This window comes from Streptomyces sp. NPDC001530, from assembly GCF_042894545.1.
GTDB lineage: Bacteria > Actinomycetota > Actinomycetes > Streptomycetales > Streptomycetaceae > Streptomyces.
Genome location: NZ_JBIAVS010000017.1, coordinates 17,527 through 39,901 on the forward strand (window position 1 = coordinate 17,527; position 22,375 = coordinate 39,901).

Here is a 22,375-nt window from a genome sequence, read left to right on the forward strand (position 1 = left end):
CAGGCCGATACGGGGTCTGGGGGGCGGAGCACCCCAGGGACGGGACGGGTAGGGGCGGAGGGGGCGAGAAAACCCGGGGTTCGCGGCGGCGGGCAGGGCCACCCGTCGACGTACGGTGGCGGCTACAGCGGCGTCACCCAGAGTTCACTGTCCGCAAGGCGGACCGCGTGGGCGGAAGGCACTGGGTGCCGGATACGGTGGGAGGCACCATGAGCGCTTCGCAGACCTCTGACGTCCCCACTCTCCTCGTCAAGATCTTCGGCAAGGACCGGCCCGGCATCACCGCCGGACTCTTCGACACCCTCGCCGCCTACTCCGTCGACGTGGTCGACATCGAGCAGGTCGTCACCCGTGGCCGGATGGTGCTGTGCGCGCTCGTGACCGAGCCGCCCGCCGGGGTGGAGGGTGATCTGCGGGCCACCGTCCACAGCTGGGCGGAGTCGATGAAGATGCAGGCGGAGATCATCTCCGGCCTGGGCGACAACCGGCCGCGCGGACTCGGACGGTCGCTCGTCACCGTGCTCGGCCACCCGCTCACGGCGGAGTCGACGGCCGCGATCACCGCGCGGATCACGAAGACCGGCGGCAACATCGACCGAATCTTCCGGCTCGCCAAGTACCCGGTGACGGCGGTCGAGTTCGCCGTGTCCGGTACGGAGACGGAGACGCTGCGCACCGCGCTGGTGACCGAGGCCTCGGCACTCGGTGTCGACATCGCGGTGGTCGCGGCCGGGCTGCACCGGCGGGCCCAGCGCCTGGTCGTCATGGACGTGGACTCGACGCTCATCCAGGACGAGGTGATCGAGCTCTTCGCCGCGCACGCCGGCTGCGAGGCCGAGGTCGCCGAGGTGACCGCGGCCGCCATGCGCGGGGAGCTGGACTTCGAGCAGTCGCTGCACGCGCGCGTGGCCCTGCTGAAGGGGCTGGACGCCTCGGTGGTGAACAAGGTGCGCGAGGAGGTGCGGCTGACGCCCGGTGCGCGCACGTTGATCCGTACGCTGAAGCGGCTCGGCTTCCAAGTCGGCGTCGTCTCCGGCGGGTTCACCCAGGTCACAGACGATCTCAAGGAACGGCTCGGGCTCGACTTCGCGCAGGCCAACACGCTCGAGATCGTCGACGGGAAGCTGACCGGCAAGGTCACCGGGGAGATCGTGGACCGCGCGGGCAAGGCGCGGCTGCTGCGCCGGTTCGCCGCCGAGGCGGGCGTGCCGCTCGCCCAGACCGTGGCGATCGGCGACGGCGCCAACGATCTCGACATGCTCAACGCGGCCGGTCTCGGTGTCGCGTTCAATGCCAAGCCGGTGGTGCGGGAAGCCGCGCACACCGCGGTGAACTTCCCCTTCCTCGACACCGTGCTGTACCTGCTCGGGGTCACACGCGAAGAGGTCGAGGCGGCGGACATGCACTTGGACGACCACTGAGCTCACGCTCACGGAGGAGGCCCGGCACCGCCTTGGTGCCGGGCCCCCTCCTCGTACGGATGGGTTACTCGGTCGGCGCCCAGTAGTCGACCAGGGTGGCCACTCCGGGCTCCAGGGACTTCCAGGAGCCGTCGAAGGAGAGCACCGCGAAGGCGGCGGTGGGGAAATCGCGGCTGTTCATCCGGGTGCGGGTGTCGCCCTCGGTCTGGCCGGCCAGGATTTCGGCGAGGCCGTGCACGCCGGGGTTGTGGCCGATCAGGACCACGTTCTGCGCGTCGTCGGGAGTCTCGTTGAGCACGGCGATCAGCTCGCCGGGCGAGGCTTCGTAGAGCCGCTCCTCATAGACGGTTTTCGGCCGGTGCGGGAGCTCGTGGACGGCGAGCTTCCAGGTCTCGCGGGTCCGGGTCGCGGTGGAGCAGAGGGCCAGATCGAAAGGGATGCCGGTGTCGGCCAGCTTGAGTCCGGCGGCGGCGGCGTCCTTGCGGCCCCGGTCGGCGAGCGGCCGCTCGTGGTCGGACACCTGTGGCCAGTCGGCTTTCGCATGCCGGAAGAGGACAATCCTGCGGGGTTCTGCGACGCTCATGCGTCCCAGCTTCGCATGAAACAGGCCATGGGGCGCAGGGAGTTGACGGGCTCCCCCGGCAGGGGCGACGGGGTGGTCCGGAACGGCCGGACGGGGGTGCTCAAGGTGCCTGGTGCAGCACCGTGTGCTGGACTCGCTCGAAGACCTGGGTGATCGCCGCGTCGCCGCCCGCGGCGTGCGCGTCCACCGGGTTGAGTATCAGGAGCAGCAGGGTGACGAAGGCGAGTGTCGGCAGGGCGAGGGCCCACCAGGGCAGCCGGATGTCGACGCGGCCCGACGTCGCCGGGTGGGGCCGGGTGTGCGTACGGGCCGACATGACGCCTCCGTGGGTCTTCGAGTCCTCCGTGGTCCGCGTCCTCGCGGCCACATCTCGAAGCTACGGAATCCGAAGCCCTCAACCCATCCGGTGATCCACCCACTTGACCCTGACACTCGCCCCCTAGGGGATGGGGGGTTAGCCCCACCATCGGGCCGCCATCGGGGTGGGGCGCGCGTCTTGGGGTCCGGCGTCGGCAGCGCTCAGGGCGAAGGCGTCAGCCCGACGGTGCCGCCGCACACGGCGAAGGCGTCAGCCCGACAGTGGCGCACGGCGAAGGCGACGCCCGGGCGGCGCCGACACTCACCGCGAGGCGATGGTAATGACGCTCACGGCGAGGCGATGGTCGCGATGATGCCGATGATCACGGTGATGGCGAGGAACGTGCCGAAGACGAGCAGCATCTTCTTCTGGCCGTTCGGGGGGTTCGGGTCGAGCACAGGCATGACGTCAGTCTCGCACCCTTCGTCCGAGCCCTCACCGGTGGGGTCGGCCCCCAAGAGGGCGCCTCACGCGTGGGGGCGGCGCGCGGCCTCCTCCTCCACCGTGCGGTTGCGGCCCGCCAGGATGCCCACCGCGATCTGCGGGATCATCAGCCCGGCCATGAGCGCGAGCGGCAGACCCCAGCCGCCGCTGTGCTGGTAGAGCACGCCCACGAGCAGCGGTCCCGGGATGGAGAGCAGATAGCCGGTGCTCTGGGCGAACGCCGACAGCTTGGCGACGCCCGCGCCGGTCCTGGCCCGCATGCCGACCATGGTGAGGGCCAGCGGGAAGGCGCAGTTGGAGACGCCGAGCAGCAGGGCCCAGGCCCAGGCGCCGCTCGCCGGGGCGAAGTAGAGACCCGCGTATCCGGCGAGTCCGCAGGCGCCGAGTGCGACCACGATCGGCCCCTGGTGGGGCAGCCGCGTGGCGAGGCGCGGGATGACGAAGGCGAGCGGCACGCCCATCACCATCGTGACCGCGAGGAGCAGTCCCGCGGTGCCGGCCGCGACGCCCGCGTCGCGGAAGATCTGGGCCATCCAGCCCATCGTGATGTACGCGGCGGTGGCCTGGAGCCCGAAGAAGACGGCGAGCGCCCAGGCGGTACGGCTACGGGTGATGCGCAGCCCGTCGGATTCCTGTCGGGCGGGCGTACCAGTCCCGCCACTGGGGCGCCGACCGGCGGCGCCAGCCCCGGATTCGGAACGCCGACCGTCGGCACCGACCCCGGGTTCGGTACGCCGACCAGCGGCACCACTCTCGGAGTCGGCACCCCGCACGCGTACGAGCGCGATCCACGGCACCACGGCCGCCGCCGCGAGGCCCGCCCACGCCGCGAGCCCGGACTGCCAACTGCCACCCAGGGCGTCGGTCATGGGCACGGTCACCGCGGCCGCGGCGGAGGTGCCGAGCGCGAGGGCCATTGAGTACAGACCGGTCATGGAGCCGACCCGGTCCGGGAACCAGCGCTTGACGATCACCGGCATCAGGACGTTGCTGACGGCGATGCCCATGAGCGCGAGGGCGGTGGCGGCCAGGAAGCCGGCCGTGTTCCCGGCGTACGGCCGGATCGCCAGGCCCGCCGTGATGGCGACCATGCCCGCGCAGACGACCGCGCCGGGCCCGAAGCGGCGGGCGAGCCGCGGTGCCATGACACCGAAGACGGCGAAGCAGAGCGGCGGTACCGAGGTGAGCACGCCGGCGACGCCGCCGCTCATGCCGAGCCCGTCGCGCACCTCTTCGAGGAGGGCGCCGAGGCTGGTGATCGCGGGGCGCAGGTTGAGGGCCGTGAGGACGATACCGACGACCACGAGTCGCGTCGTCCACGCGCGCGTGGACGGCGATGGGGACTCCACGCTCTCGGCGGTGCCGCGTATGGGTGTGGACGTCATCGTCCGGGTCTCCTGGCTAGCCATGTCGCCCATCATAGAATCATGGGATGATTGGCTGTCCAATCCCCTTGCGTTAATCTCCGGAGCCTCCGGCCCCGCGCGACCGACCGCTCCGGGCCCCTACGAAGGACCGCCATGCCGCTGAGCCACCCCCGCCGTTCGGCGCTGTCCGAGCAGGTCATCGCCGAGCTGCGGAACCAGATCACCTCGGGCGAGTGGCCGGTGGGCTCCCGCATCCCCACCGAGCCGGAACTGGTCGAGCAACTCGGCGTCGCCCGCAACACCGTCCGCGAGGCCGTCCGCGCGCTCGCCCACAACGGCCTGCTCGACATCCGCCAGGGCTCCGGCACCTACGTCGTGGCGACCAGCGAACTGGCGGGTGTGATGCACCGCCGCTTCGCGGACGCCGATCCGCGGCACATCGCCGAGCTGCGCTCCACGCTGGAGTCGAGCGCCGCGAAGCTGGCCGCCGAGCGGCGCACCGAGCGCGATCTCAAGCAGTTGGACGCACTCCTCGTACGCCGTGAGGAAGCGTGGGAGTCGGGCGACGCGGAGGCCTTCGTGACCGCCGACGCGACCTTCCATCTGGCGGTGGTGGCCGCGTCCCACAACGACGTCATGACGGCGATGTACGCGGACCTGGGCGAGGTGCTGCGCGACTGGCTGCGCGAGGACGTCGGCGAGGAGCTGACGCCGGAGACGTACATGGACCATGCCCGGCTCGTCGACGCGATCCGCGCGGGCGACACGGAGGCGGCCGCCACGGAGGCCGCGGGCTATCCGTTCCTGTGCCGTCCGGGACGGCTCGACTCCCCGGCCTCCGACAGCTGACGAAAGCCGTCACTACTGGAGCCGCCGACGAGCGCCGTCGCCTCCTTGCAGGTGGCGGAAGCCATCACCTCCAGTGCGGCTGACGAAGCCGTCACCTCTCGTGGCTGATCCAGACCGAGCGGATCTCCTCCCAGCACCGGCCGGTCAGCCGCACCGTCGCCGCGGGCGCGGTGTCGACCGGGACGCTGTCGGTGTCGATGTCCCACCAGCGTGCGCACTCGATGTGCAGGGCGACGCGGTCGGTCTCCGGGTAGGGGTTGTGGCAGTACGCGACCACGTGGGAGCCGGTGACACTGGTGCGGCACTCGGCGCCGAAGGGCTCCGGGTCCGCGGGTTTTCCGGCCTCCACGCGCGCGTGGGGCGTGGCGTCACACGGCAGAGCCATCACCAGAGCGACGGCGGCCAGCACCGGAACGAAGCAGGGGAACAGGCGCACAAGGGAGACCTCCTCGGCCGTGCTGGGGAGGGAACGCGTACGGAACGCGTAATCCAGGGTGCGCAGTTACCCGTCGCCTCCGCCCGGCCGGTGGGCCGAACGGGTGACGCCCCGCTCCCCGCGCGCGGCGGGAAACGGGGCGTCGGCCTCGTACGAGAAATCAGGCAGAAATCAGGCACCGATGGCGTGCAGACCGCCGTCGACGTGGATGATCTCGCCGGTGGTCTTCGGGAACCAGTCGCTCAGCAGTGCGACGACACCGCGTCCGGCCGGCTCCGGGTCCTTGAGGTCCCACTCCAGGGGCGCGCGGGAGTCCCACACCGCGGCGAGCTCGCTGAAGCCCGGGATGGACTTGGCGGCCATGGAGCCGATGGGGCCCGCGGAGATGAGGTTGCAGCGGATGTTCTGCTTGCCCAGGTCGCGCGCCATGTAGCGGCTGGTGGCCTCCAGGGCGGCCTTGGCCGGGCCCATCCAGTCGTACTGCGGCCAGGCGTACTGGGCGTCGAAGGTGAGGCCGACGACGGAGCCGCCGTTCTGCATCAGCGGCAGGCACGCCATGGTCAGCGACTTCAGGGAGTACGCCGAGACGTGCATGGCCGTGGCGACCGACTCGAACGGGGTGTTGAGGAAGTTGCCGCCGAGGGCGTCCTGCGGCGCGAAGCCGATGGAGTGCACGACGCCGTCGAGGCCGCCCAGCTCCTCGCCGACGACGTCGGCCAGGCGGCCGAGGTGCTCGTCGTTGGTGACGTCGAGCTCGATGACCTTGGTGGGCTTGGGGAGCTTCTTGGCGATGCGCTCGGTCAGCGTGGGCCGCGGGAACGCGGTCAGGATGATCTCCGCGCCCTGCTCCTGGGCCAGCTTGGCGGTGTGGAAGGCGATGGAGGACTCCATCAGCACACCGGTGATCAGGACGCGCTTGCCCTCGAGAATTCCGCTCATGGTGATCAGTGACCCATTCCCAGTCCGCCGTCTACGGGGATGACGGCTCCAGTGATGTACGACGCGTCGTCCGAGGCGAGGAACCGCACCGTCGCGGCGACCTCCTCCGGCCGCGCGTACCGGCCCAGCGGCACCTGCGACACGATGTTCGCACGCTGCTCGTCGGTGAGCGCCTGGGTCATGTCCGTGTCGACGAAACCGGGCGCGACGACGTTGAAGGTGATGTTGCGCGAGCCGAGCTCTCGGGCGAGCGAGCGCGCGAAGCCGACCAGGGCGGCCTTGGAGGCGGCGTAGTTCGCCTGCCCCGCTGAGCCGAGCAGGCCGACGACCGACGAGATCAGGACGACGCGGCCCTTCTTGGCGCGCAGCATGCCGCGGTTGGCACGCTTCACGACGCGGAAGGCGCCGGTGAGGTTGGTGTCGATGACCGAGGTGAAGTCGTCCTCGGACATGCGCATCAGCAGCTGGTCCTTGGTGACGCCGGCGTTGGCGACGAGGACCTCGACCGGGCCGTGCTCGGCCTCGATCTCCTTGTATGCCTGCTCCACCTGCTCGGTGTCGGTGATGTCGCACTTGACGGCCAGGAAGCCGGCCGGCGGCTCACCGGAACGGTATGTGATCGCGACCTTGTCGCCGGCGTCGGCGAACGCGCGGGCGATGGCGAGGCCGATGCCCCGGTTGCCTCCGGTGACGAGAACCGAGCGGCTCAACGGATCACCCTTTCGATAGCGGACTGGAACCCCTGCAAAACAGGCGCCTTCCTCGAAAACCTATCGGTCCGATCCGTCGCGCGGAGAATCGGGCACCGACAGTGGGATCGGGGACTCGCTGTCGGATCCCTACAGAAAGTCCTGGCCTCGCGACCGAAAGACGCGGCCCGCGGCGGAAAGACGTGGCCGCCGGGCCCGCCCGCGCGACATGATCGGAGACGACAGGCCACGACAGCAGGGAGACCTCGGTGCCTCATTCCATCGACGAAGCCTTCACGGCGCTACCGTTGCGCGCCCTGGCCGACGCCGCGCTGGCGCGGGCCCGGGCGCTGGGCGCCGAGCACGCGGACTTCCGGTTCGAGCGGGTGCGCAGCGCGTCCTGGCGGCTGCGGGACGCCAAGCCCGCCGGGTCGTCGGACACCACGGACCTGGGATACGCGGTGCGCGTGGTGCACGGCGGGACCTGGGGGTTCGCGTCGGGTGTGGATCTGACGATGGACGCCGCCGCGAAGGTGGCGTCGCAGGCCGTGGCGATGGCGAAGCTGTCCGCCCAGGTGATCAAGGCGGCCGGGTCCGAGGAGCGCGTGGAGCTGGCGGACGAGCCGGTGCACGCCGAGAAGACATGGGTCTCCGCATACGACATCGATCCCTTCTCCGTGCCGGACGAGGAGAAGGCGGGGCTGCTCACGGACTGGAGCGCGCGGCTGCTGGCGGCCGACGGCGTCAATCACGTCGACGCCTCGCTGCTGACCGTGCACGAGAACAAGTTCTACGCCGACACCGCCGGGACCGTGACCACGCAGCAGCGCGTGCGGCTGCACCCCCAGCTCACCGCCGTCTCCGTCGACGAGTCCAGCGGCGAGTTCGACTCCATGCGGACCCTCGCGCCGCCGGTCGGGCGCGGCTGGGAGTACCTGACGGGCACCGGCTGGGACTGGGAGTCCGAGCTCGGACAGATCCCGGAGCTGCTCGCCGAGAAGATGCGGGCGCCGAGCGTCCAGGCGGGCGTGTACGACCTCGTCGTGGACCCCTCGAACCTGTGGCTGACCATCCACGAGTCCATCGGCCACGCCACCGAGCTGGACCGCGCGCTGGGCTACGAGGCCGCGTACGCCGGGACCTCCTTCGCCACCTTCGACCAGCTGGGCAAGCTGAGGTACGGCTCCGAGCTGATGAACGTCACCGGCGACCGCACCGCCGAGCACGGCCTCGCGACCATCGGGTACGACGACGAGGGCGTGGCGGGGCAGTCCTGGGACCTCGTCAAGGACGGCACGCTCGTCGGCTACCAGCTGGACCGGCGCATCGCGAAGCTCACCGGCTTCGAGCGCTCCAACGGCTGCGCGTATGCCGACTCCCCCGGGCATGTGCCCGTGCAGCGCATGGCCAATGTGTCACTGCAGCCGGATCCCGCCGGGATGTCGACGGAGGATCTGATCGGGAGCGTCGACCGGGGCATCTACGTCGTCGGTGATCGCTCCTGGTCCATCGACATGCAGCGCTACAACTTCCAGTTCACCGGGCAGCGCTTCTTCAAGATCGAGAACGGTCGGATCACGGGCCAGCTGCGCGATGTCGCGTACCAGGCGACGACCACCGACTTCTGGGGCTCGATGGCCGCGGTGGGCGGCCCGCAGACGTATGTCCTGGGCGGTGCCTTCAACTGCGGCAAGGCCCAGCCGGGCCAGGTCGCGGCGGTCTCGCACGGCTGCCCGTCCGCCCTCTTCAAGGGTGTCAACATCCTCAACACCACGCAGGAGGCCGGTCGATGAGCGCCCGTACGAACAAGCCGCACGAGGTCGTCGAGCGCGCCCTCGAACTGTCCCGCGCCGATGGCTGCATGGTGATCGCCGACGAGCACTCGACCGCGAACCTGCGCTGGGCGGGCAACGCGCTCACCACGAACGGGGTCACGCGCGGGCGCACCCTGACCGTGATCGCCACCGTCGACGGGCGTGAGGGCACGTCGTCCGGGGTCGTCTCGCGCTCGGCCGTGACCGCCGACGAGCTGGAGCCGCTGGTGCGGGCCGCCGAGGCCGCCGCACGTGGCGCCGGTCCCGCCGAGGACGCCCAGCCGCTGGTCATGGGCGTGCCGGAGTCCCCCGACTTCACGGACGCGCCCGCCGAGACCTCGTCCGCCGTCTTCGCGGACTTCGCGCCGGCGCTCGGTGAATCGTTCGCACGCGCGCGTGCGGGCGGCCGCGAGCTGTACGGGTTCGCCAACCACGAACTCGTCTCCAGCTATCTCGGTACGTCGACGGGGCTGCGCCTGCGGCACGACCAGCCCAACGGCACGCTGGAGCTCAACGCCAAGTCGCCGGACCGCACGCGGTCGGCGTGGGCGGGCCGGTCGACACGGGACTTCAAGGACGTCGACCCGGCGGCCCTGGACGCGGAGCTGGCCGTACGGCTGGGCTGGGCCGAGCGGCGCGTCGACCTGCCCGCGGGGCGCTACGAGACGCTGCTGCCGCCGACCGCCGTCGCGGACCTGCTGATCTACCAGATGTGGTCGGCGGCGGCCCGGGACGCGGCCGAGGGCCGGACCGTCTTCAGCAAGCCCGGTGGCGGCACCCGTGTCGGAGAGAAGCTCGCCGAGCTGCCGCTGACGCTGCGCAGCGACCCGAACGAGCCGGGCCTCGAGACCGCCCCCTTCGTCCTCGCGCACTCCTCCGGCGACGACGCGTCCGTGTTCGACAACGGGCTGCCCCTCACGGCCACCGAGTGGATCCGCGAGGGCGAGCTGACGCACCTGACCAGCACCCGGCACAGCGCGGGCCTGACCGGGCTCCCGGTGACGCCGTCGATCGGCAACCTCGTCCTGGACGGCGGCACGGACCGCTCCCTGGAGGAGATGGTCGCCGGCACCGAGCGCGGTCTGCTGCTGACCTGCCTCTGGTACATCCGCGAGGTCGACCCGGCGACGCTGCTGCTGACCGGGCTCACCCGTGACGGCGTCTACCTCGTCGAGAACGGCCAGGTCGTCGGTGAGGTGAACAACTTCCGGTTCAACGAGTCGCCGGTGGACCTGCTGGGGCGGGCGACGGAGGCGGGGCGGACGGAAAAGACGCTGCCCCGGGAGTGGAGCGACTGGTTCACTAGGGCTGCGATGCCCGCGCTGCGGGTGCCGGACTTCAATATGAGCTCTGTCAGTCAGGGCGTATAACCTCGTACCTGATTACGAGACCGATGAAGGAGATACGAGAACCGTGACGGACATCGTCGACGAGCTGAAGTGGCGGGGGCTGTTCGCCCTCTCCACTGACGAGGACGCTTTGCGCAAGGCGCTCGCGGACGGTCCCGTCACGTTCTATTGCGGCTTCGATCCGACGGCGGCCAGTCTGCACGTCGGTCACCTGGTGCAGGTCCTGACCATGCGCCGCCTCCAGCAGGCGGGGCTGCGTCCGCTGGCCCTGGTGGGCGGGGCGACCGGCCAGATCGGCGACCCGCGCCCGACGGCGGAGCGCACGCTGAACGACCCGGAGACGGTCGCGAACTGGGTGACCCGACTGCGCTCACAGATCGAGCCGTTCCTGTCCTTCGAGGGCGAGAACGCCGCGGTCATGGTGAACAACCTCGACTGGACGGCCGGCCTGTCGGCCATCGAGTTCCTGCGCGACATCGGCAAGCACTTCCGCGTCAACAAGATGCTGACGAAGGACTCGGTCGCCCGCCGCCTGGAGTCCGAGGAAGGCATCAGCTACACGGAGTTCAGCTACCAGCTGCTGCAGGGCATGGACTTCCTGGAGCTGTACCGACGCTACGGCTGCACGCTGCAGCAGGGCGGCAGCGACCAGTGGGGCAACCTCACCGCGGGCCTCGATCTGATCCATCGCCTGGAGCCGCACGCCAACGTGCACGCGCTGGCGACGCCGCTGATGACCAAGGCGGACGGCACCAAGTTCGGCAAGACCGAGGGCGGCGCCATCTGGCTCGACCCCGAGATGACGACGCCGTACGCGTTCTACCAGTTCTGGCTGAACGTGGACGACCGGGACGTCTCGACGTACATGCGGATCCTGTCCTTCAAGTCCCGTGAGGAACTCGAAGAGCTGGAGAAGCAGACCCAGGAGCGCCCCCAGGCCCGCGCAGCGCAGCGCGCGCTCGCCGAGGAGCTGACGACGCTGGTGCACGGCGCCGACCAGACGGCCGCTGTGATCGCCGCGTCCAAGGCGCTGTTCGGGCAGGGCGAGCTGGACGCGCTCGACGACAGGACACTGGCCGCGGCTCTCTCCGAGGTGCCGCACATCCAGGTCGCCGAGCTCGGCCTCGCCGTGGACCTCTTCGCGGAGGTCGGCCTGGTGGCGAGCAAGTCGGCCGCGCGCCGCACGGTCAAGGAGGGCGGGGCGTACGTGAACAACGTGAAGGTCGCCGCCGAGGACGCGGTCCCCGCCAAGGAGGACCTGCTGCACGGGCGCTGGCTGGTGCTGCGCCGCGGCAAGAAGAACCTGGCCGCGGTGGAGGTCACCGGCGGCTGAGCCCAGCATCCACGACGAAGGGGGCGGCTCCGTCACGGGCCGCCCCCTTCGCCGTACCGCCGCGCTCTCTCGCCGGACCGTCACGCTTTCCGGCCGGACCGTCAGGCCTTCACCTTGCTGCCCCGCAGTGCCATGTACGCCATGTCGCCGAGGTAGACGATGATGATCGCGGCCACGAGCTGGAACGCGTGCCGGCTCCAGTCGATGCCTCGGGTGGCGTCGACGCCGAGCGCACGGGCGATCGCGTTGCCCACGATGGCTCCGAGGATGCCGAAGATGGTGGTCAGCCAGAGCGGGCTGTGCTGCTTGCCCGGAATGATCGCCTTGGCGAGCAGGCCCAGCACGAAACCGACGATGATCGCCCACAACCAGCCCATGTCTGCCTCCTAGTACGGCTCCGCGTGAGCAGTAGGCCCAGTCTCGGCCGGTCCGCCATACGGCGCATGTCGGGCGGAGCCATACGCGGTACGGCGCATCATGTCCGGCCGGACGGGACATGACCCGGTCTCGAACGCGACGCAGCCGCGGCGTAACGTTGAACGTGTTCGGGCCTGCTTCCTTGACCGGGTTCGGACCGGGTACGGACGGACCGGGGAGCGTCCGACACAGGCGGGTGGTGGAACGTGATGCGGAAGCAGAGCAACGTCCAGGTCTTCCGGATCACCGGGGCCCGGCAGGGGCTCGACGAGGATGTACGGGGCAGGCAGCGCCGCTATGTCATCTCGATGTCCGTCCGCACGGTCTCCGTGATCCTCGCCGCCACGCTGTGGAACGTCGAGCGGCACGTCGCCATCGTCGCGCTGGTGCTCGGGCTGATTCTCCCCTATATCGCCGTGGTGATCGCCAACGCGGGCCGCGAGAACGCGCCGTCGCTCCCCTCTACGTTCGTCGACGTCCCCACCCGCCCGATGATCGCGCCGCCGCCGCAGGACGGCTCCGCGGAATCCGTCCCGGAGGACGTCGCGGCCGCCCCGGAGGACGTCGCGGCCGCCCCGGGGGACGCGCCCGCGGGGCACGCCGCGCGACCTGACGTGACCCCGACCTGACCACGGAGGATCCTCCGAAAACGGAATCCATCCGTGCACCAAGCTCAAGAAAAGCTCAGATCAATCATGTTGTTCCGGTGCCGAGCGACGGGTTACCCGTGACATACTTCGTACGCGCTCCGCATCCCCCGTCGGAGCGACGGACCGACGCCGGGCAGCTCCCCCCGTGGCTGCTCGGCGTCGCCTTGTTTGCGGCACCGGATTCGAAATGCCGCGAGGCGGCGGCCGCACTCCCCCAGCGCCGCATCCCCTGAGCGCCACATCCCCTGAGCGCCGCGATTCCTCAGCGCCGCACCCGTTAGCGCCGCACCCCTATAGCACAGAGCGTGCGCCAAGCTCAAGAAAAGCTCAGATCAATCATGTGGTTCCGGTGCAGGGCAGGCGTGTGTGCGTGACATACTCCGACCGCGCTCCGCATCCGCCGTCGGAGCGACGGACCGATGCCGGGGAGCGCCCCGCGACTGCTCTGCTGCGCCAGGAGGGTTTCCATGCTCACAATCTGGCAAAATGTCAGGTTTGTCACCGCACTGACCGTCCTCGTCCCCCTGGCCTTCGTCTGTCTGACGCTGCTCCTGATCGGACTGGCCGTGCTGGTCCTGCCGCAGTCGCGCCATCCGAGCGCGTTCCGGGCGATGGGGATCCTGCGGCAGGTCGTCGAGGTGCTGGTGTCCGGGCGTCAGGCGACGGCGCGGAATCGGTGACGTACGGCCTCGGCTAGGGTCGGGAGCGTGAACCTGAACGCCCCCGGCTCCGATCCCGCCTCCCCCATCTGCTCGGCCAAGGGCTGCCGTGCCGATGCCGAGTGGGTGCTCGCCTGGAACAACCCGAAGCTGCACACGCCGGAGCGCCGCAAGACGTGGCTCGCGTGTGAGGAGCACCGCGAGCATCTGTCCCAGTTCCTGGGTGTGCGCGGGTTCCTGAAGGACGTCGTGAAGCTCGACGAGTGGGAGGCCTCCCAGCCGTCGGAGCCGGGCGAGGGCTAGGTCAGCCGCCGATCGCCGACATCGGCCGTTCCGGCTGCAGGAACGACGGGTCGTCCAGGCCCGAGCCGGCCTTCTTGCCCCACATCGCGAGCCGCCATATGCGAGCGATCTCCTCGTCGGGGGCGTCCGAGCGCAGCGCGGCGCGCAGGTCGGTCTCCTCGGTGGCGAACAGGCAGGTGCGGACCTGACCGTCGGCCGTCAGGCGCGTACGGTCGCAGGCCGAGCAGAACGGGCGGGTGACCGAGGCGATGACGCCGACACGCTGCGGGCCGCCGTCGACGAGCCAGCGCTCGGCGGGGGCGGAACCCCGCTCGCCGGCACCCTCCTCGGTGAGCTCGAAGCGGGTGCGCAGGGAGGCGAGGATGTCCCCGGCGGTGACCATGCCCTCGCGCTTCCAGCCGTGCTGTGCGTCCAGGGGCATCTGCTCGATGAAGCGGAGCTCGTAGTCGTGCTCCACGGCCCAGGCCAGCAGGTCCGGGGCCTCGTCGTCGTTCAGTCCCGGCATCAGGACCGAGTTGACCTTGACCGGGGTCAGGCCGGCGGCGCGGGCGGCTTCGAGGCCCTCGATGACGTCCTTGTGGCGGTCGCGGCGGGTGAGGGTCTTGAAGACGTCGGGGCGCAGGGTGTCCAGCGAGACGTTCACCCGGTCCAGGCCCGCCGCTTTCAGGGCGGTCGCGGTGCGCTTGAGGCCGATGCCGTTGGTCGTCAGGGACATCTGGGGGCGGGGCTCCAGGGCCGCGACCCGCTCGACGATGCCCACCAGGCCGGGGCGCAGCAGGGGCTCGCCGCCGGTGAAGCGGACCTCGGTGATGCCCAGGCTGGTGACCGCGATGTCTATCAGGCGGACGATCTCGTCGTCCGTGAGCAGATCGGGCTTGGCCAGCCACTGCAGGCCCTCTTCGGGCATGCAGTACGTGCACCGGAGATTGCACCTGTCCGTCAGTGAGACGCGCAGGTCGGTTGCCACTCGGCCGTAGGTGTCAATGAGCACGTGGGCCCCCTCCCTCGATGCGGATCACTTCTACCAGACACGATCGAGCCTACGTGACGGGACTGACATCGACAGCGGCCGGATCCCACGAGGTACGGCGCGGCCCCGTCGTAGGGACCTACTAGTAGTGATCTACCAGCGGCTACGACGGGGCCGTCAGTGTGCGGTCTCAGTGCGCTCCGGTACCCGTGAGCGAGCGGACCTCCAGCTCGGCGTACTTGCCGGCGTCCGGCTCCTCCTTGGACAGGATCGTGCCGAGCCAGCCCAGCAGGAAGCCGATGGGGATCGAGATGATGCCCGGGTTCTCCAGCGCGAACCAGTGGAAGTCGGCGTCCGGGAACATCGACGTGGGCTTGCCGGAGACCACAGGCGAGAACAGCACCAGGCCGACCGCGGTGACCAGACCGCCGTAGATCGACCAGAGCGCGCCCTGCGTGGTGAACCGCTTCCAGAAGAGGCTGTAGAGGATCGTCGGCAGGTTCGCGGACGCGGCGACCGCGAAGGCGAGTGCGACCAGACCGGCGACGTTCAGGTCGCGGGCGAGGGCGCCCAGGCCGATGGATACGGCACCGATGGCGATCGTCGCGTAGCGCGCGGCGCTGACCTCCTGCTTCTCGGTGGCCTGCCCCTTCTTGATGACGTTCGCGTAGATGTCGTGCGCGAACGAGGAGGACGAGGCCAGCGTCAGTCCGGCGACGACCGCGAGGATCGTGGCGAAGGCGACGGCGGAGATGGAGGCGAGCAGCACGGCGCCCCAGTTGGAGTCGACGCCTCCCAGGTGCAGCGCCAGGAGGGGTGCCGCGGTATTGCCCGCCTTGTTGGAGGCGATGATCTCGTCCGGTTTGATCAGCGCGGCGGCGCCGAAGCCGAGCGCGAGGGTCATCAGGTAGAAGCCGCCGATGAGGCCGATCGCCCAGTTCACGGACTTCCGCGCGGTCTTGGCCGTGGGCACGGTGTAGAAGCGGATCAGGATGTGCGGCAGGCCCGCGGTGCCCAGGACAAGCGCCATGCCGAGCGAGATGAAGTCCAGCTTGGTCGTGGACGTGGCGCCGTACTTGAGGCCGGGCTCCAGGAAGGGTGTGCCCTTGCCGCTGTTGTCGGCCGCCTTGCCGAGCAGGTCGGAGATGTTGAAGTTGAACTTCAGCAGCACCAGGAAGGTGAGCAGCAGGGCGCCGACGATCAGCAGCACCGCCTTGACCATCTGTACCCAGGTGGTGCCCTTCATGCCGCCGATGGTGACGTACACGATCATCAGGACACCGACGAGGGCGACGATGCCGATCTTGCCGCCGTCGCTGGTGATGCCAAGGAGCAGCGAGACCAGGACGCCCGCGCCCGCCATCTGGGCCAGCAGATAGAAGATCGACACGACGATCGTGGAGGTGCCCGCGGCCGTACGGACCGGGCGCTGGCGCATGCGGTACGCGAGGACGTCGCCCATCGTGTACCGGCCGGAGTTGCGCAGCGGTTCGGCGACCAGGAGCAGGGCGACCAGCCAGGCGACCAGGAAGCCGATGGAGTACAGGAAACCGTCGTACCCGAAGAGGGCGATCGCGCCCGCGATGCCGAGGAAGGACGCGGCGGACATGTAGTCGCCGGAGACGGCGAGGCCGTTCTGGAAGCCGGTGAACTGGCGGCCTCCGGCGTAGAAGTCGGCGGCGTCCTTGGTCTGGCGGCCCGCCCAGACGGTGATGACGAGGGTCGCGGCGACGAACACCGCGAACAGGCTGATGATCAGCGGCCGGTGCTCGCTGGCCTCGCCGGCCGCCAGCAGGCTCTGCTGTGCGATGCTCATGCGCCGCCCTCCATCCGGGACTTGATGGCCTCGGCCTTGGGGTCGAGCTTCGCGGCGGCGTGCCGCGAGTACCACCAGGCGATGAGGAACGTGGTGAGGAACTGGGCGAGACCGAGCACCAGGGCGACGTTGATGTTGCCGAACAGCTTGGTGCCCATGAAGTCGCCCGCGTAGTTGGAGAGCAGGACGTACAGCAGGTACCAGGCGATGAAGGCGACGGTCAGCGGGAAGGCGAAGGAGCGGTAGGAGCTGCGCAGTTCACCGAACTCGGCGCTCTCCTGCACCTCGGTGAACTCCTCGGTGGAGGGGAGGGGGGAACCGGATTTCGAGGGTGGCGGTGCGTCGGTGGCCACGGTGTCTCCTCGCGTTGCGGATGCGGTTACGACGGTGGACGGGGGCGAGTCGGGGCTCGCGGACGGGGACGGCTCGGGTACGGACATGCGGCTTTGACCTCACAGTGACGTGGATCACGTAACCAGGAGCGACGATATTGCTCCTCCGCGTGATCCAACAGGGGGCTCGATCGTCCTCGGGCTCCCTGTTCAAGGTCACGGCGCCACGCGTGGACCGGTTCAACTCCCCTGGCTTCTTTCAGAAGTCATCCAGAAGTCATCGCGGGAAGTCATTGCTGGCCAGGTCGGAGGGGGGATAGCTTCGGCCTGCACCACTCCGTCATGTACCTGCCCGAGCACCACCTGTGTTCGGGCAGCTCCGTTTTCCGGATGATGTGGAGATCCCATGGCTCATCTGCGATCCAGACGCCGCCTCGCCCTGGCCGTACCGGTCGTCCTGTCGCTCACCGCCTCGCTCGGCTTCCTGCCGGGCGCCGCGTCGGCCGCCCCGCGCGCGGCGTCCACCGCGACGACCGCGGACGGCCCGAACCTCGCGTACGTGGTCAACACCAAGACGGACCACCGCACCATCGAGTCGGTGAAGAAGGCGATCGCGGCGGCCGGCGGCAGCGTCGTCATCGCCTACGAGAAGATCGGTGTGATCGTCGTCCACTCCGCCAACCCGGACTTCGGGAAGCAGATCCGGGCGGTCCGTGGAGTGCAGTCGGCGGGCGCGACGCGGACGGCGCCGCTGGCGCCCGCGGGGACGACGGACGAGGGCGCCGCGCAGGTGCTGTCGGCCGCCGAGGCCGCCAAGGTCGCGCAGAGCGCCACATCGGGCGAGGAGCCCCTCGAGGCCGACCAGTGGGACCTGCGCGCGATAGGGGCCGACAAGGCCGCGAAGGTCAACCCGGGCAGCAAGGACGTGACGGTCGCCGTGATCGACGTCGGCGTCGACGACACCCACCCGGACATCGCCCCGAACTTCTCCGCCTCGCAGTCCGCGAACTGCGTCGGCGGCAAGCCGGACACCACGTACGGTGCCTGGCGTCCCGTGGACGCCGACCACTACCACGGCACGCATGTCGCGGGTGAGATCGCCGCGGCCCGCAACGGCGTCGGTGTCGCGGGCGTCGCGCCCGGTGTGAAGGTCGCGGGCATCACGGTGGCCGAGCCGGACTCGACCCAGCTGTTCTTCCCGGAGAGCGTCGTCTGCGCCTTCGTCTTCGCCGCCGACCACGGCGTGGAGATCACCAACAACAGCTACTACGTGGACCCGTGGCTCTACAACTGCCTCGACGACCCCGACCAGAAGGCCATCGTCGACGCGGTCAACCGGGCCCAGCTGTACGCCCAGAAGAAGGGCACCCTCAACGTCGCGGCGGCCGGCAACTCCAACGACGACCTCGACGCGGACGCGATCGTCGACGACTCCAGCCCCGACGACACGACCCCGGTCACCCGCACGGTCGACCCGCACCAGTGCTTCGACGTGCCGACCCAGCTGCCGGGCGTCGTCACGGTCAGCTCGACCGGCGTCAAGGGCGCCAAGTCGTACTTCTCCAGCTACGGCGACGGCGTGATCGACGTCTCGGCGCCGGGCGGCGACAAGTACCAGATCCCGGACACGCCGTCGAAGAACGGCCGCATCCTCTCCACGATGCCGAACAACCAGTACGGCTTCCTGCAGGGCACCTCGATGGCGACGCCGCACGTCGCCGCCGTCGCCGCCCTGCTGAAGTCCAAGTACTCCTGGGCCACCCCGGACCAGCTCCAGGTGCTGCTCAAGGCCGAGGCGGACAACCCGGGTTGCCCGACCGCCCCGTACGACGGGGACGGCGACGGCGTCGTGGACGCCACCTGCGTGGGCGGCAAGCGCGTGAACGGCTTCTACGGGTTCGGGATCGTCAACGCGCTGCGGGCGGTCAAGTAGTCGCCAGTGAATGCCAGTTGAGCTACCGCACGGCTCGTACAGCTCGTCCCGCGAATTGAACTGGAGAATTCATGACAGCGCCCTACAAGCGCTCCCGCCGCGCCATAGCCATCCCGTTGGGGATGGCCACGGCGACGGCCCTCGCCTTCCTGCCGAACGTCACCGCGTCGGCCGCGGAGGCGTCGCAGCAGGTTGCCGCCGCCGACGCGACCTCGCTCAGCTATGTCGTCAACGTCCGGCCTGGGCACGGCACTTCCGCATCGGTGAAGAAGGCCATCGCCGAGGCGGGCGGCACGATCGTGACGTCGTACGACCAGATCGGCGTGATCGTCGTGCACTCGTCGAACGCCGACTTCGCCAAGACGATCCGTGGCGTACGCGGTGTGGAGTCGGCCGGGAACACGCGCAACGCGCCGCTGCCCGCGCAGTCGACCACCGACGTGGGCACGCCGCAGGCGCTCACCGCCCGGCAGGAGCAGGTCGCGAGGGCCGAAGCCGCCGACGGGCAGGACCCGTTGGAGCCCCTGCAGTGGGACCTGCCCGCCATCAAGGCGGACAAGGCGCACGAGAAGACGCTCGGCAGCAAGGACGTCACGGTCGCCGTGATCGACACCGGCGTCGACGACACCCACCCGGACATCGCGCCGAACTTCGACCGCGGCGCGTCGGCCAACTGCGTGACGGGCAAGCCGGACACCACCGACGGGGCCTGGCGGCCCACCACCGGGGAGAGCCCGCACGGCACGCACGTGGCGGGTGAGATCGCGGGCGCCAAGAACGGCGTCGGCATCACCGGTGTCGCGCCGGGCGTGCAGGTCGCCGGCATCAAGGTGGCCACGACGGCCGGCTACTTCTACACGGAGGCCGTCGTCTGCGGCTTCGTGTGGGCGGCCGAGCACGGCGTCGACGTCACCAACAACAGCTATTACACCGACCCCTGGTACTTCAACTGCAAGGATGACCCGGACCAGAAGGCCCTCGTCGACGCGATCACCCGCGCCTCGCGGTACGCGGAGAAGAAGGGCGCGGTCAACGTCGCGGCGGCGGGCAACGAGAGCTACGACCTCGCGGCAGACTCGATCACCGACCCGGTCTCCCCGAACGACGGGACCCCCTCGGACCGGGTGATCGACCCTTCCAAGTGCTATGACATTCCGACCCAGTTGCCGGGTGTCGTCACGGTCGCGGCGACCGGCGCGAAGGGCATCAAGTCGTCCTTCTCCAACTACGGCCTGGGCGTCGTCGACATCGCCGCGCCCGGCGGCGACTCGACGCGTTACCAGACGCCGGCCCCGCCCGCGACGAGCGGTCTGATCCTCGGCCCGCTGCCCGGCGGCACTTGGGGCTACATGGCCGGTACGTCGATGGCGACCCCGCATGTCGCGGGCGTGGCCGCCCTCATCAAGTCGACGCACCCGCACGCCCCCGCCGCCGTGGTGAAGGCGCTGCTGTACGCGGAGGCCGACGCCACGCCGTGCACCGACCCGTACGACATCGACAGCGACGGCAAGGTCGACGCGGTGTGCGAGGGCACGAAGAACCGCAACGGCTTCTACGGCTGGGGCACCGCGGACGCGTTGGACGCGGTGACGAAGTAGCACTCACGCGCGCGTGATCGGGCCGGGCGGGGACCACCTGCCCGGCCCTTCCGCATGCTGCGGCAGGATCTCCGCCATGGATGTATACGAAGATCCCGCGACCTGGACTCCGGAGCCGGTCCGGCCCAAGTGGCAGTTGGTGCTCCGTTTTATTGCGACCATGGTGTACGTCCCGGTGCTGTGCGTGGTGTGGGTGGCGACGGCGCTCGCTTTCATCGCCATCGGTCTCCTGGTGGAGGTGGTCGCTGCGTTCAGTGAGCGCGTCGAGCACGACTTCGGAGAGTTCATGGAGCGGACACTGGACCGGCTCGGCGACCTGGCCTCCTGGTGCGTGTGGTGGCCTGAGATGCGGCACGAAGGCAACACCGAGTACTACAAGGCGCGGGTCGACAAGGCGGTCGCCCGGTGGACCGCGGCAGCCTCGGCACCGCCCAAGCCGAAGAAGGCGAAACCGCCGGTCGAGTGCGCGATACCGCTGCACATCTACCGGGGCGTCGGCGGGAGTTACGTCGCCGAGGTCGCCCTCACCCAAGGGTGGGAGCTGCGCCCGACGGACGTGCACAAGGAGGTGCGTCTGTGGTGGGCGGCAGCTTCCCATGTTGATTGAGTCAATACTGCATAGTGCAGTCATGACTGACATCAAGTTCGCATGGGCTGCAATGGGTGGCGATCCCGCTCTGCTCTCGCGTGTCTCGACTGTCGTACGCCGGGGCGCGCTGGAAGCACGTCTGCCTGTACGGGAGTTGGCGCGGACCTGCGCGGCGGCGTGTTCGCTCGCCGGCGCCGAGCTCGGAGCGCGGCGGGCCGGTCTCGCCGACGTGCCCGGGGTGACGGTGGACGACGGGGCCGTGGCCACGGCGTTCGTCAGCGAGCGGCACCTGTTGATCGACGGACGGGCGCCCGTCAACTTCGCGCCGATGTCGCGGTTCTGGCGGACCGCCGACGGCTGGGTGCGGACGCACGCGAACTATCCGCATCACCGGGCGCGGTTGCTGAGCGCCCTGGAGCTGCCCGAGGACGCGTCGGTGGACGCGGTCGCCGCTCATCTCGCGGAGCGGTCCGCCGTGGACGTGGAGGACGCCGTGTACGCAGCCGGGGGCCTCGCCGTCGCACTGCGCACGGCCAAGGAGTGGGCGGCGCACGAGCAGGGGGCGGCGGTGGCGCGCCGGCCGCTGCTGAGCCGGGAGCAGGTCGGCGAGGCGCCCGTACGCGCGCTGGCGCCGCTCGCCGGGGCACCGCTGCTGCCCGCGGCGGGCGTACGCGTCCTGGACCTCACCCGGGTCATCGCGGGCCCGGTCGCCACCCGCACGCTCGCCCTGCTGGGCGCCGATGTCCTGCGCGTGGACGCTCCGCAGCTGCCCGAACTCCCCGACCAGCACGCGGACACGGGCTTCGGGAAGCGGTCGACGACCCTGGATCTGGCGACCGACCGGCGCGCCTTCGAGGAGCTGCTCGCCGCCGCGGACGTCGTCGTCACCGGCTATCGGCCGGGTGCCCTGGACCGGTTCGGGCTCTCACCCGAGGCGTTGGCCGAGCGCGCGCCCGGGGTGGTCGTGGCGCAGCTGTCGGCGTGGGGCGACTACGGGTCGTGGGCCGGGCGGCGTGGCTTCGACAGCCTGGTGCAGGTCGCCACGGGCATCGCGGCGATCGAGGGGTCGCCGGAGCGGCCTGGCGCGCTGCCCGCGCAGGCGCTCGACCACGGCACGGGCTATCTGCTGGCCGCCGCCGTGCTCCGTTCGCTCACCGAGCGGACGGAGCGGGGCGGCACATGGCTCGTACGGCTGGCGCTCGCGCAGACGGCCGCGTGGCTGGTGAACGGACTCGCCTCGGATGAGAGGGCCGGGGATGCCTCGGTGAACGCGGACGAGGAGGGCGCGGGCGTCGCGTACGAACCGGGCCTCTGGCTCGCCGAGACCGACAGCGACCTGGGGCGGCTGCGGTACGCCCGGCCGCCGGTCTCCTTCGCGGGCGGGCCGGACGACTGGGCGCGGCCGCCGGGCCGCTGGGGAGCCGATTCCGCCCGGTGGCTCTGAGCCGCGGGTCGGCTGGAACCGTACCTATGGGCGGAATGCCGTACCGCCAGTTGTTTCACTGCACTTGCCCGGTTCTGTGACA

At 70.2% G+C, this 22,375-nt stretch carries 23 protein-coding genes; 12 read left to right on the forward strand and 11 right to left on the reverse strand.

All coding sequences use genetic code 11. The features are described from left to right. Positions 1–209 precede the first annotated feature (209 nt). Positions 210–1,421, forward strand: coding sequence for a phosphoserine phosphatase SerB (gene serB, locus ACFY0T_RS32065; protein WP_388878297.1), 1,212 nt, complete (start codon positions 210–212; stop codon positions 1,419–1,421). 64 nt (positions 1,422–1,485) lie between these two features. On the opposite strand, the gene ACFY0T_RS32070 is transcribed toward serB, so the two are convergent. The 4 genes from ACFY0T_RS32070 to ACFY0T_RS32085 all read right to left on the reverse strand — a co-directional run bounded on the left by ACFY0T_RS32070 (position 1,486) and on the right by ACFY0T_RS32085 (position 4,215). Further along, the gene (locus tag ACFY0T_RS32070; RefSeq protein WP_388878300.1) at positions 1,486–2,004 is read right to left on the reverse strand and encodes a SixA phosphatase family protein; all 519 of its coding nucleotides are present in this window, start codon (positions 2,002–2,004) and stop codon (positions 1,486–1,488) included. 100 nt (positions 2,005–2,104) lie between these two features. Continuing rightward, a complete protein-coding gene (locus tag ACFY0T_RS32075; RefSeq protein ID WP_388878842.1) occupies positions 2,105–2,320 on the reverse strand; it encodes a hypothetical protein in 216 nt (71 codons plus the stop codon). Between the two features lie 329 nt (positions 2,321–2,649). Further along, entirely contained in the window at positions 2,650–2,766 is a 117-nt protein-coding gene (locus ACFY0T_RS32080; protein ID WP_266825491.1) for an SGM_5486 family transporter-associated protein, read from the reverse strand. A gap of 63 nt (positions 2,767–2,829) precedes the next feature. Further along, positions 2,830–4,215: a CynX/NimT family MFS transporter gene (locus ACFY0T_RS32085; protein ID WP_388878303.1), complete on the reverse strand. Its 1,386-nt coding sequence runs from the start codon at positions 4,213–4,215 to the stop codon at positions 2,830–2,832. A gap of 111 nt (positions 4,216–4,326) precedes the next feature. On the opposite strand from ACFY0T_RS32085, the gene ACFY0T_RS32090 reads away from it, so the two are divergent. Then, complete coding sequence (locus ACFY0T_RS32090) at positions 4,327–5,022, forward strand: FadR/GntR family transcriptional regulator (protein ID WP_388878306.1); 696 nt, start codon at positions 4,327–4,329, stop codon at positions 5,020–5,022. Positions 5,023–5,113: 91 nt separating this feature from the next. On the opposite strand, the gene ACFY0T_RS32095 is transcribed toward ACFY0T_RS32090, so the two are convergent. From ACFY0T_RS32095 to fabG, 3 genes are all read right to left on the reverse strand, one after another. After that, complete coding sequence (locus ACFY0T_RS32095; protein ID WP_388878845.1) at positions 5,114–5,407, reverse strand: hypothetical protein; 294 nt, start codon at positions 5,405–5,407, stop codon at positions 5,114–5,116. Positions 5,408–5,629: 222 nt separating this feature from the next. Next, positions 5,630–6,397 carry an enoyl-ACP reductase FabI gene (fabI, locus tag ACFY0T_RS32100; protein ID WP_265565844.1) on the reverse strand — a complete coding sequence of 256 codons (768 nt, stop codon included), beginning with the start codon at positions 6,395–6,397 and terminating at the stop codon, positions 5,630–5,632. A gap of 5 nt (positions 6,398–6,402) precedes the next feature. Next, positions 6,403–7,107, reverse strand: coding sequence for a 3-oxoacyl-[acyl-carrier-protein] reductase (gene fabG / locus ACFY0T_RS32105; protein ID WP_388878310.1), 705 nt, complete (start codon positions 7,105–7,107; stop codon positions 6,403–6,405). Between the two features lie 248 nt (positions 7,108–7,355). Here fabG and ACFY0T_RS32110 point away from each other — a divergent pair, with 248 nt between their 5' ends. Genes ACFY0T_RS32110 through tyrS form a run of 3 tightly spaced genes read left to right on the forward strand, consistent with a single transcriptional unit; the run spans position 7,356 to position 11,582 of the window. Then, positions 7,356–8,879, forward strand: coding sequence for a TldD/PmbA family protein (locus ACFY0T_RS32110; RefSeq protein ID WP_388878313.1), 1,524 nt, complete (start codon positions 7,356–7,358; stop codon positions 8,877–8,879). Beyond that, complete coding sequence (locus ACFY0T_RS32115; protein ID WP_388878316.1) at positions 8,876–10,270, forward strand: metallopeptidase TldD-related protein; 1,395 nt, start codon at positions 8,876–8,878, stop codon at positions 10,268–10,270. Before ACFY0T_RS32110 ends, ACFY0T_RS32115 begins: the two co-directional genes overlap by 4 nt. Positions 10,271–10,313: 43 nt before the next feature. Next, positions 10,314–11,582, forward strand: coding sequence for a tyrosine--tRNA ligase (gene tyrS / locus ACFY0T_RS32120; protein ID WP_388878318.1), 1,269 nt, complete (start codon positions 10,314–10,316; stop codon positions 11,580–11,582). Between the two features lie 101 nt (positions 11,583–11,683). Here tyrS and ACFY0T_RS32125 read toward each other — a convergent pair whose 3' ends face one another. Next, complete coding sequence (locus ACFY0T_RS32125) at positions 11,684–11,959, reverse strand: GlsB/YeaQ/YmgE family stress response membrane protein (RefSeq protein ID WP_388878321.1); 276 nt, start codon at positions 11,957–11,959, stop codon at positions 11,684–11,686. A 249-nt stretch (positions 11,960–12,208) separates the two neighbouring features. Between ACFY0T_RS32125 and ACFY0T_RS32130 the strand changes: the two genes are divergently transcribed. The 3 genes from ACFY0T_RS32130 to ACFY0T_RS32140 all read left to right on the forward strand — a co-directional run bounded on the left by ACFY0T_RS32130 (position 12,209) and on the right by ACFY0T_RS32140 (position 13,611). After that, the gene (locus tag ACFY0T_RS32130; RefSeq protein ID WP_388878324.1) at positions 12,209–12,628 is read left to right on the forward strand and encodes a DUF3099 domain-containing protein; all 420 of its coding nucleotides are present in this window, start codon (positions 12,209–12,211) and stop codon (positions 12,626–12,628) included. 488 nt (positions 12,629–13,116) lie between these two features. Then, on the forward strand, positions 13,117–13,329 hold the full coding sequence (locus ACFY0T_RS32135; RefSeq protein WP_388878327.1) for a hypothetical protein: 213 nt from the start codon (positions 13,117–13,119) through the stop codon (positions 13,327–13,329). 27 nt (positions 13,330–13,356) lie between these two features. After that, a complete protein-coding gene (locus ACFY0T_RS32140) occupies positions 13,357–13,611 on the forward strand; it encodes a hypothetical protein (protein ID WP_388878330.1) in 255 nt (84 codons plus the stop codon). Position 13,612: 1 nt separating this feature from the next. Here ACFY0T_RS32140 and moaA read toward each other — a convergent pair whose 3' ends face one another. The 3 genes from moaA to ACFY0T_RS32155 all read right to left on the reverse strand — a co-directional run bounded on the left by moaA (position 13,613) and on the right by ACFY0T_RS32155 (position 16,750). Beyond that, positions 13,613–14,602: a GTP 3',8-cyclase MoaA gene (moaA, locus tag ACFY0T_RS32145; protein WP_388878332.1), complete on the reverse strand. Its 990-nt coding sequence runs from the start codon at positions 14,600–14,602 to the stop codon at positions 13,613–13,615. Positions 14,603–14,771: 169 nt separating this feature from the next. Beyond that, positions 14,772–16,397, reverse strand: a complete 1,626-nt coding sequence (locus ACFY0T_RS32150) for a cation acetate symporter (RefSeq protein ID WP_388878335.1) — start codon at positions 16,395–16,397, stop codon at positions 14,772–14,774. Further along, the gene (locus ACFY0T_RS32155; RefSeq protein ID WP_388878337.1) at positions 16,394–16,750 is read right to left on the reverse strand and encodes a DUF485 domain-containing protein; all 357 of its coding nucleotides are present in this window, start codon (positions 16,748–16,750) and stop codon (positions 16,394–16,396) included. Before ACFY0T_RS32155 ends, ACFY0T_RS32150 begins: the two co-directional genes overlap by 4 nt. Positions 16,751–17,135: 385 nt before the next feature. On the opposite strand from ACFY0T_RS32155, the gene ACFY0T_RS32160 reads away from it, so the two are divergent. The 4 genes from ACFY0T_RS32160 to ACFY0T_RS32175 all read left to right on the forward strand — a co-directional run bounded on the left by ACFY0T_RS32160 (position 17,136) and on the right by ACFY0T_RS32175 (position 22,293). After that, positions 17,136–18,662, forward strand: a complete 1,527-nt coding sequence (locus ACFY0T_RS32160) for a S8 family serine peptidase (RefSeq protein WP_388878340.1) — start codon at positions 17,136–17,138, stop codon at positions 18,660–18,662. Between the two features lie 71 nt (positions 18,663–18,733). Continuing rightward, positions 18,734–20,260: a S8 family serine peptidase gene (locus ACFY0T_RS32165; RefSeq protein WP_388878342.1), complete on the forward strand. Its 1,527-nt coding sequence runs from the start codon at positions 18,734–18,736 to the stop codon at positions 20,258–20,260. 76 nt (positions 20,261–20,336) lie between these two features. Then, positions 20,337–20,867, forward strand: a complete 531-nt coding sequence (locus ACFY0T_RS32170) for a hypothetical protein (protein WP_388878345.1) — start codon at positions 20,337–20,339, stop codon at positions 20,865–20,867. Between the two features lie 22 nt (positions 20,868–20,889). Then, a complete protein-coding gene (locus ACFY0T_RS32175; protein ID WP_388878347.1) occupies positions 20,890–22,293 on the forward strand; it encodes a CoA transferase in 1,404 nt (467 codons plus the stop codon). Positions 22,294–22,375: the final 82 nt, after the last annotated feature.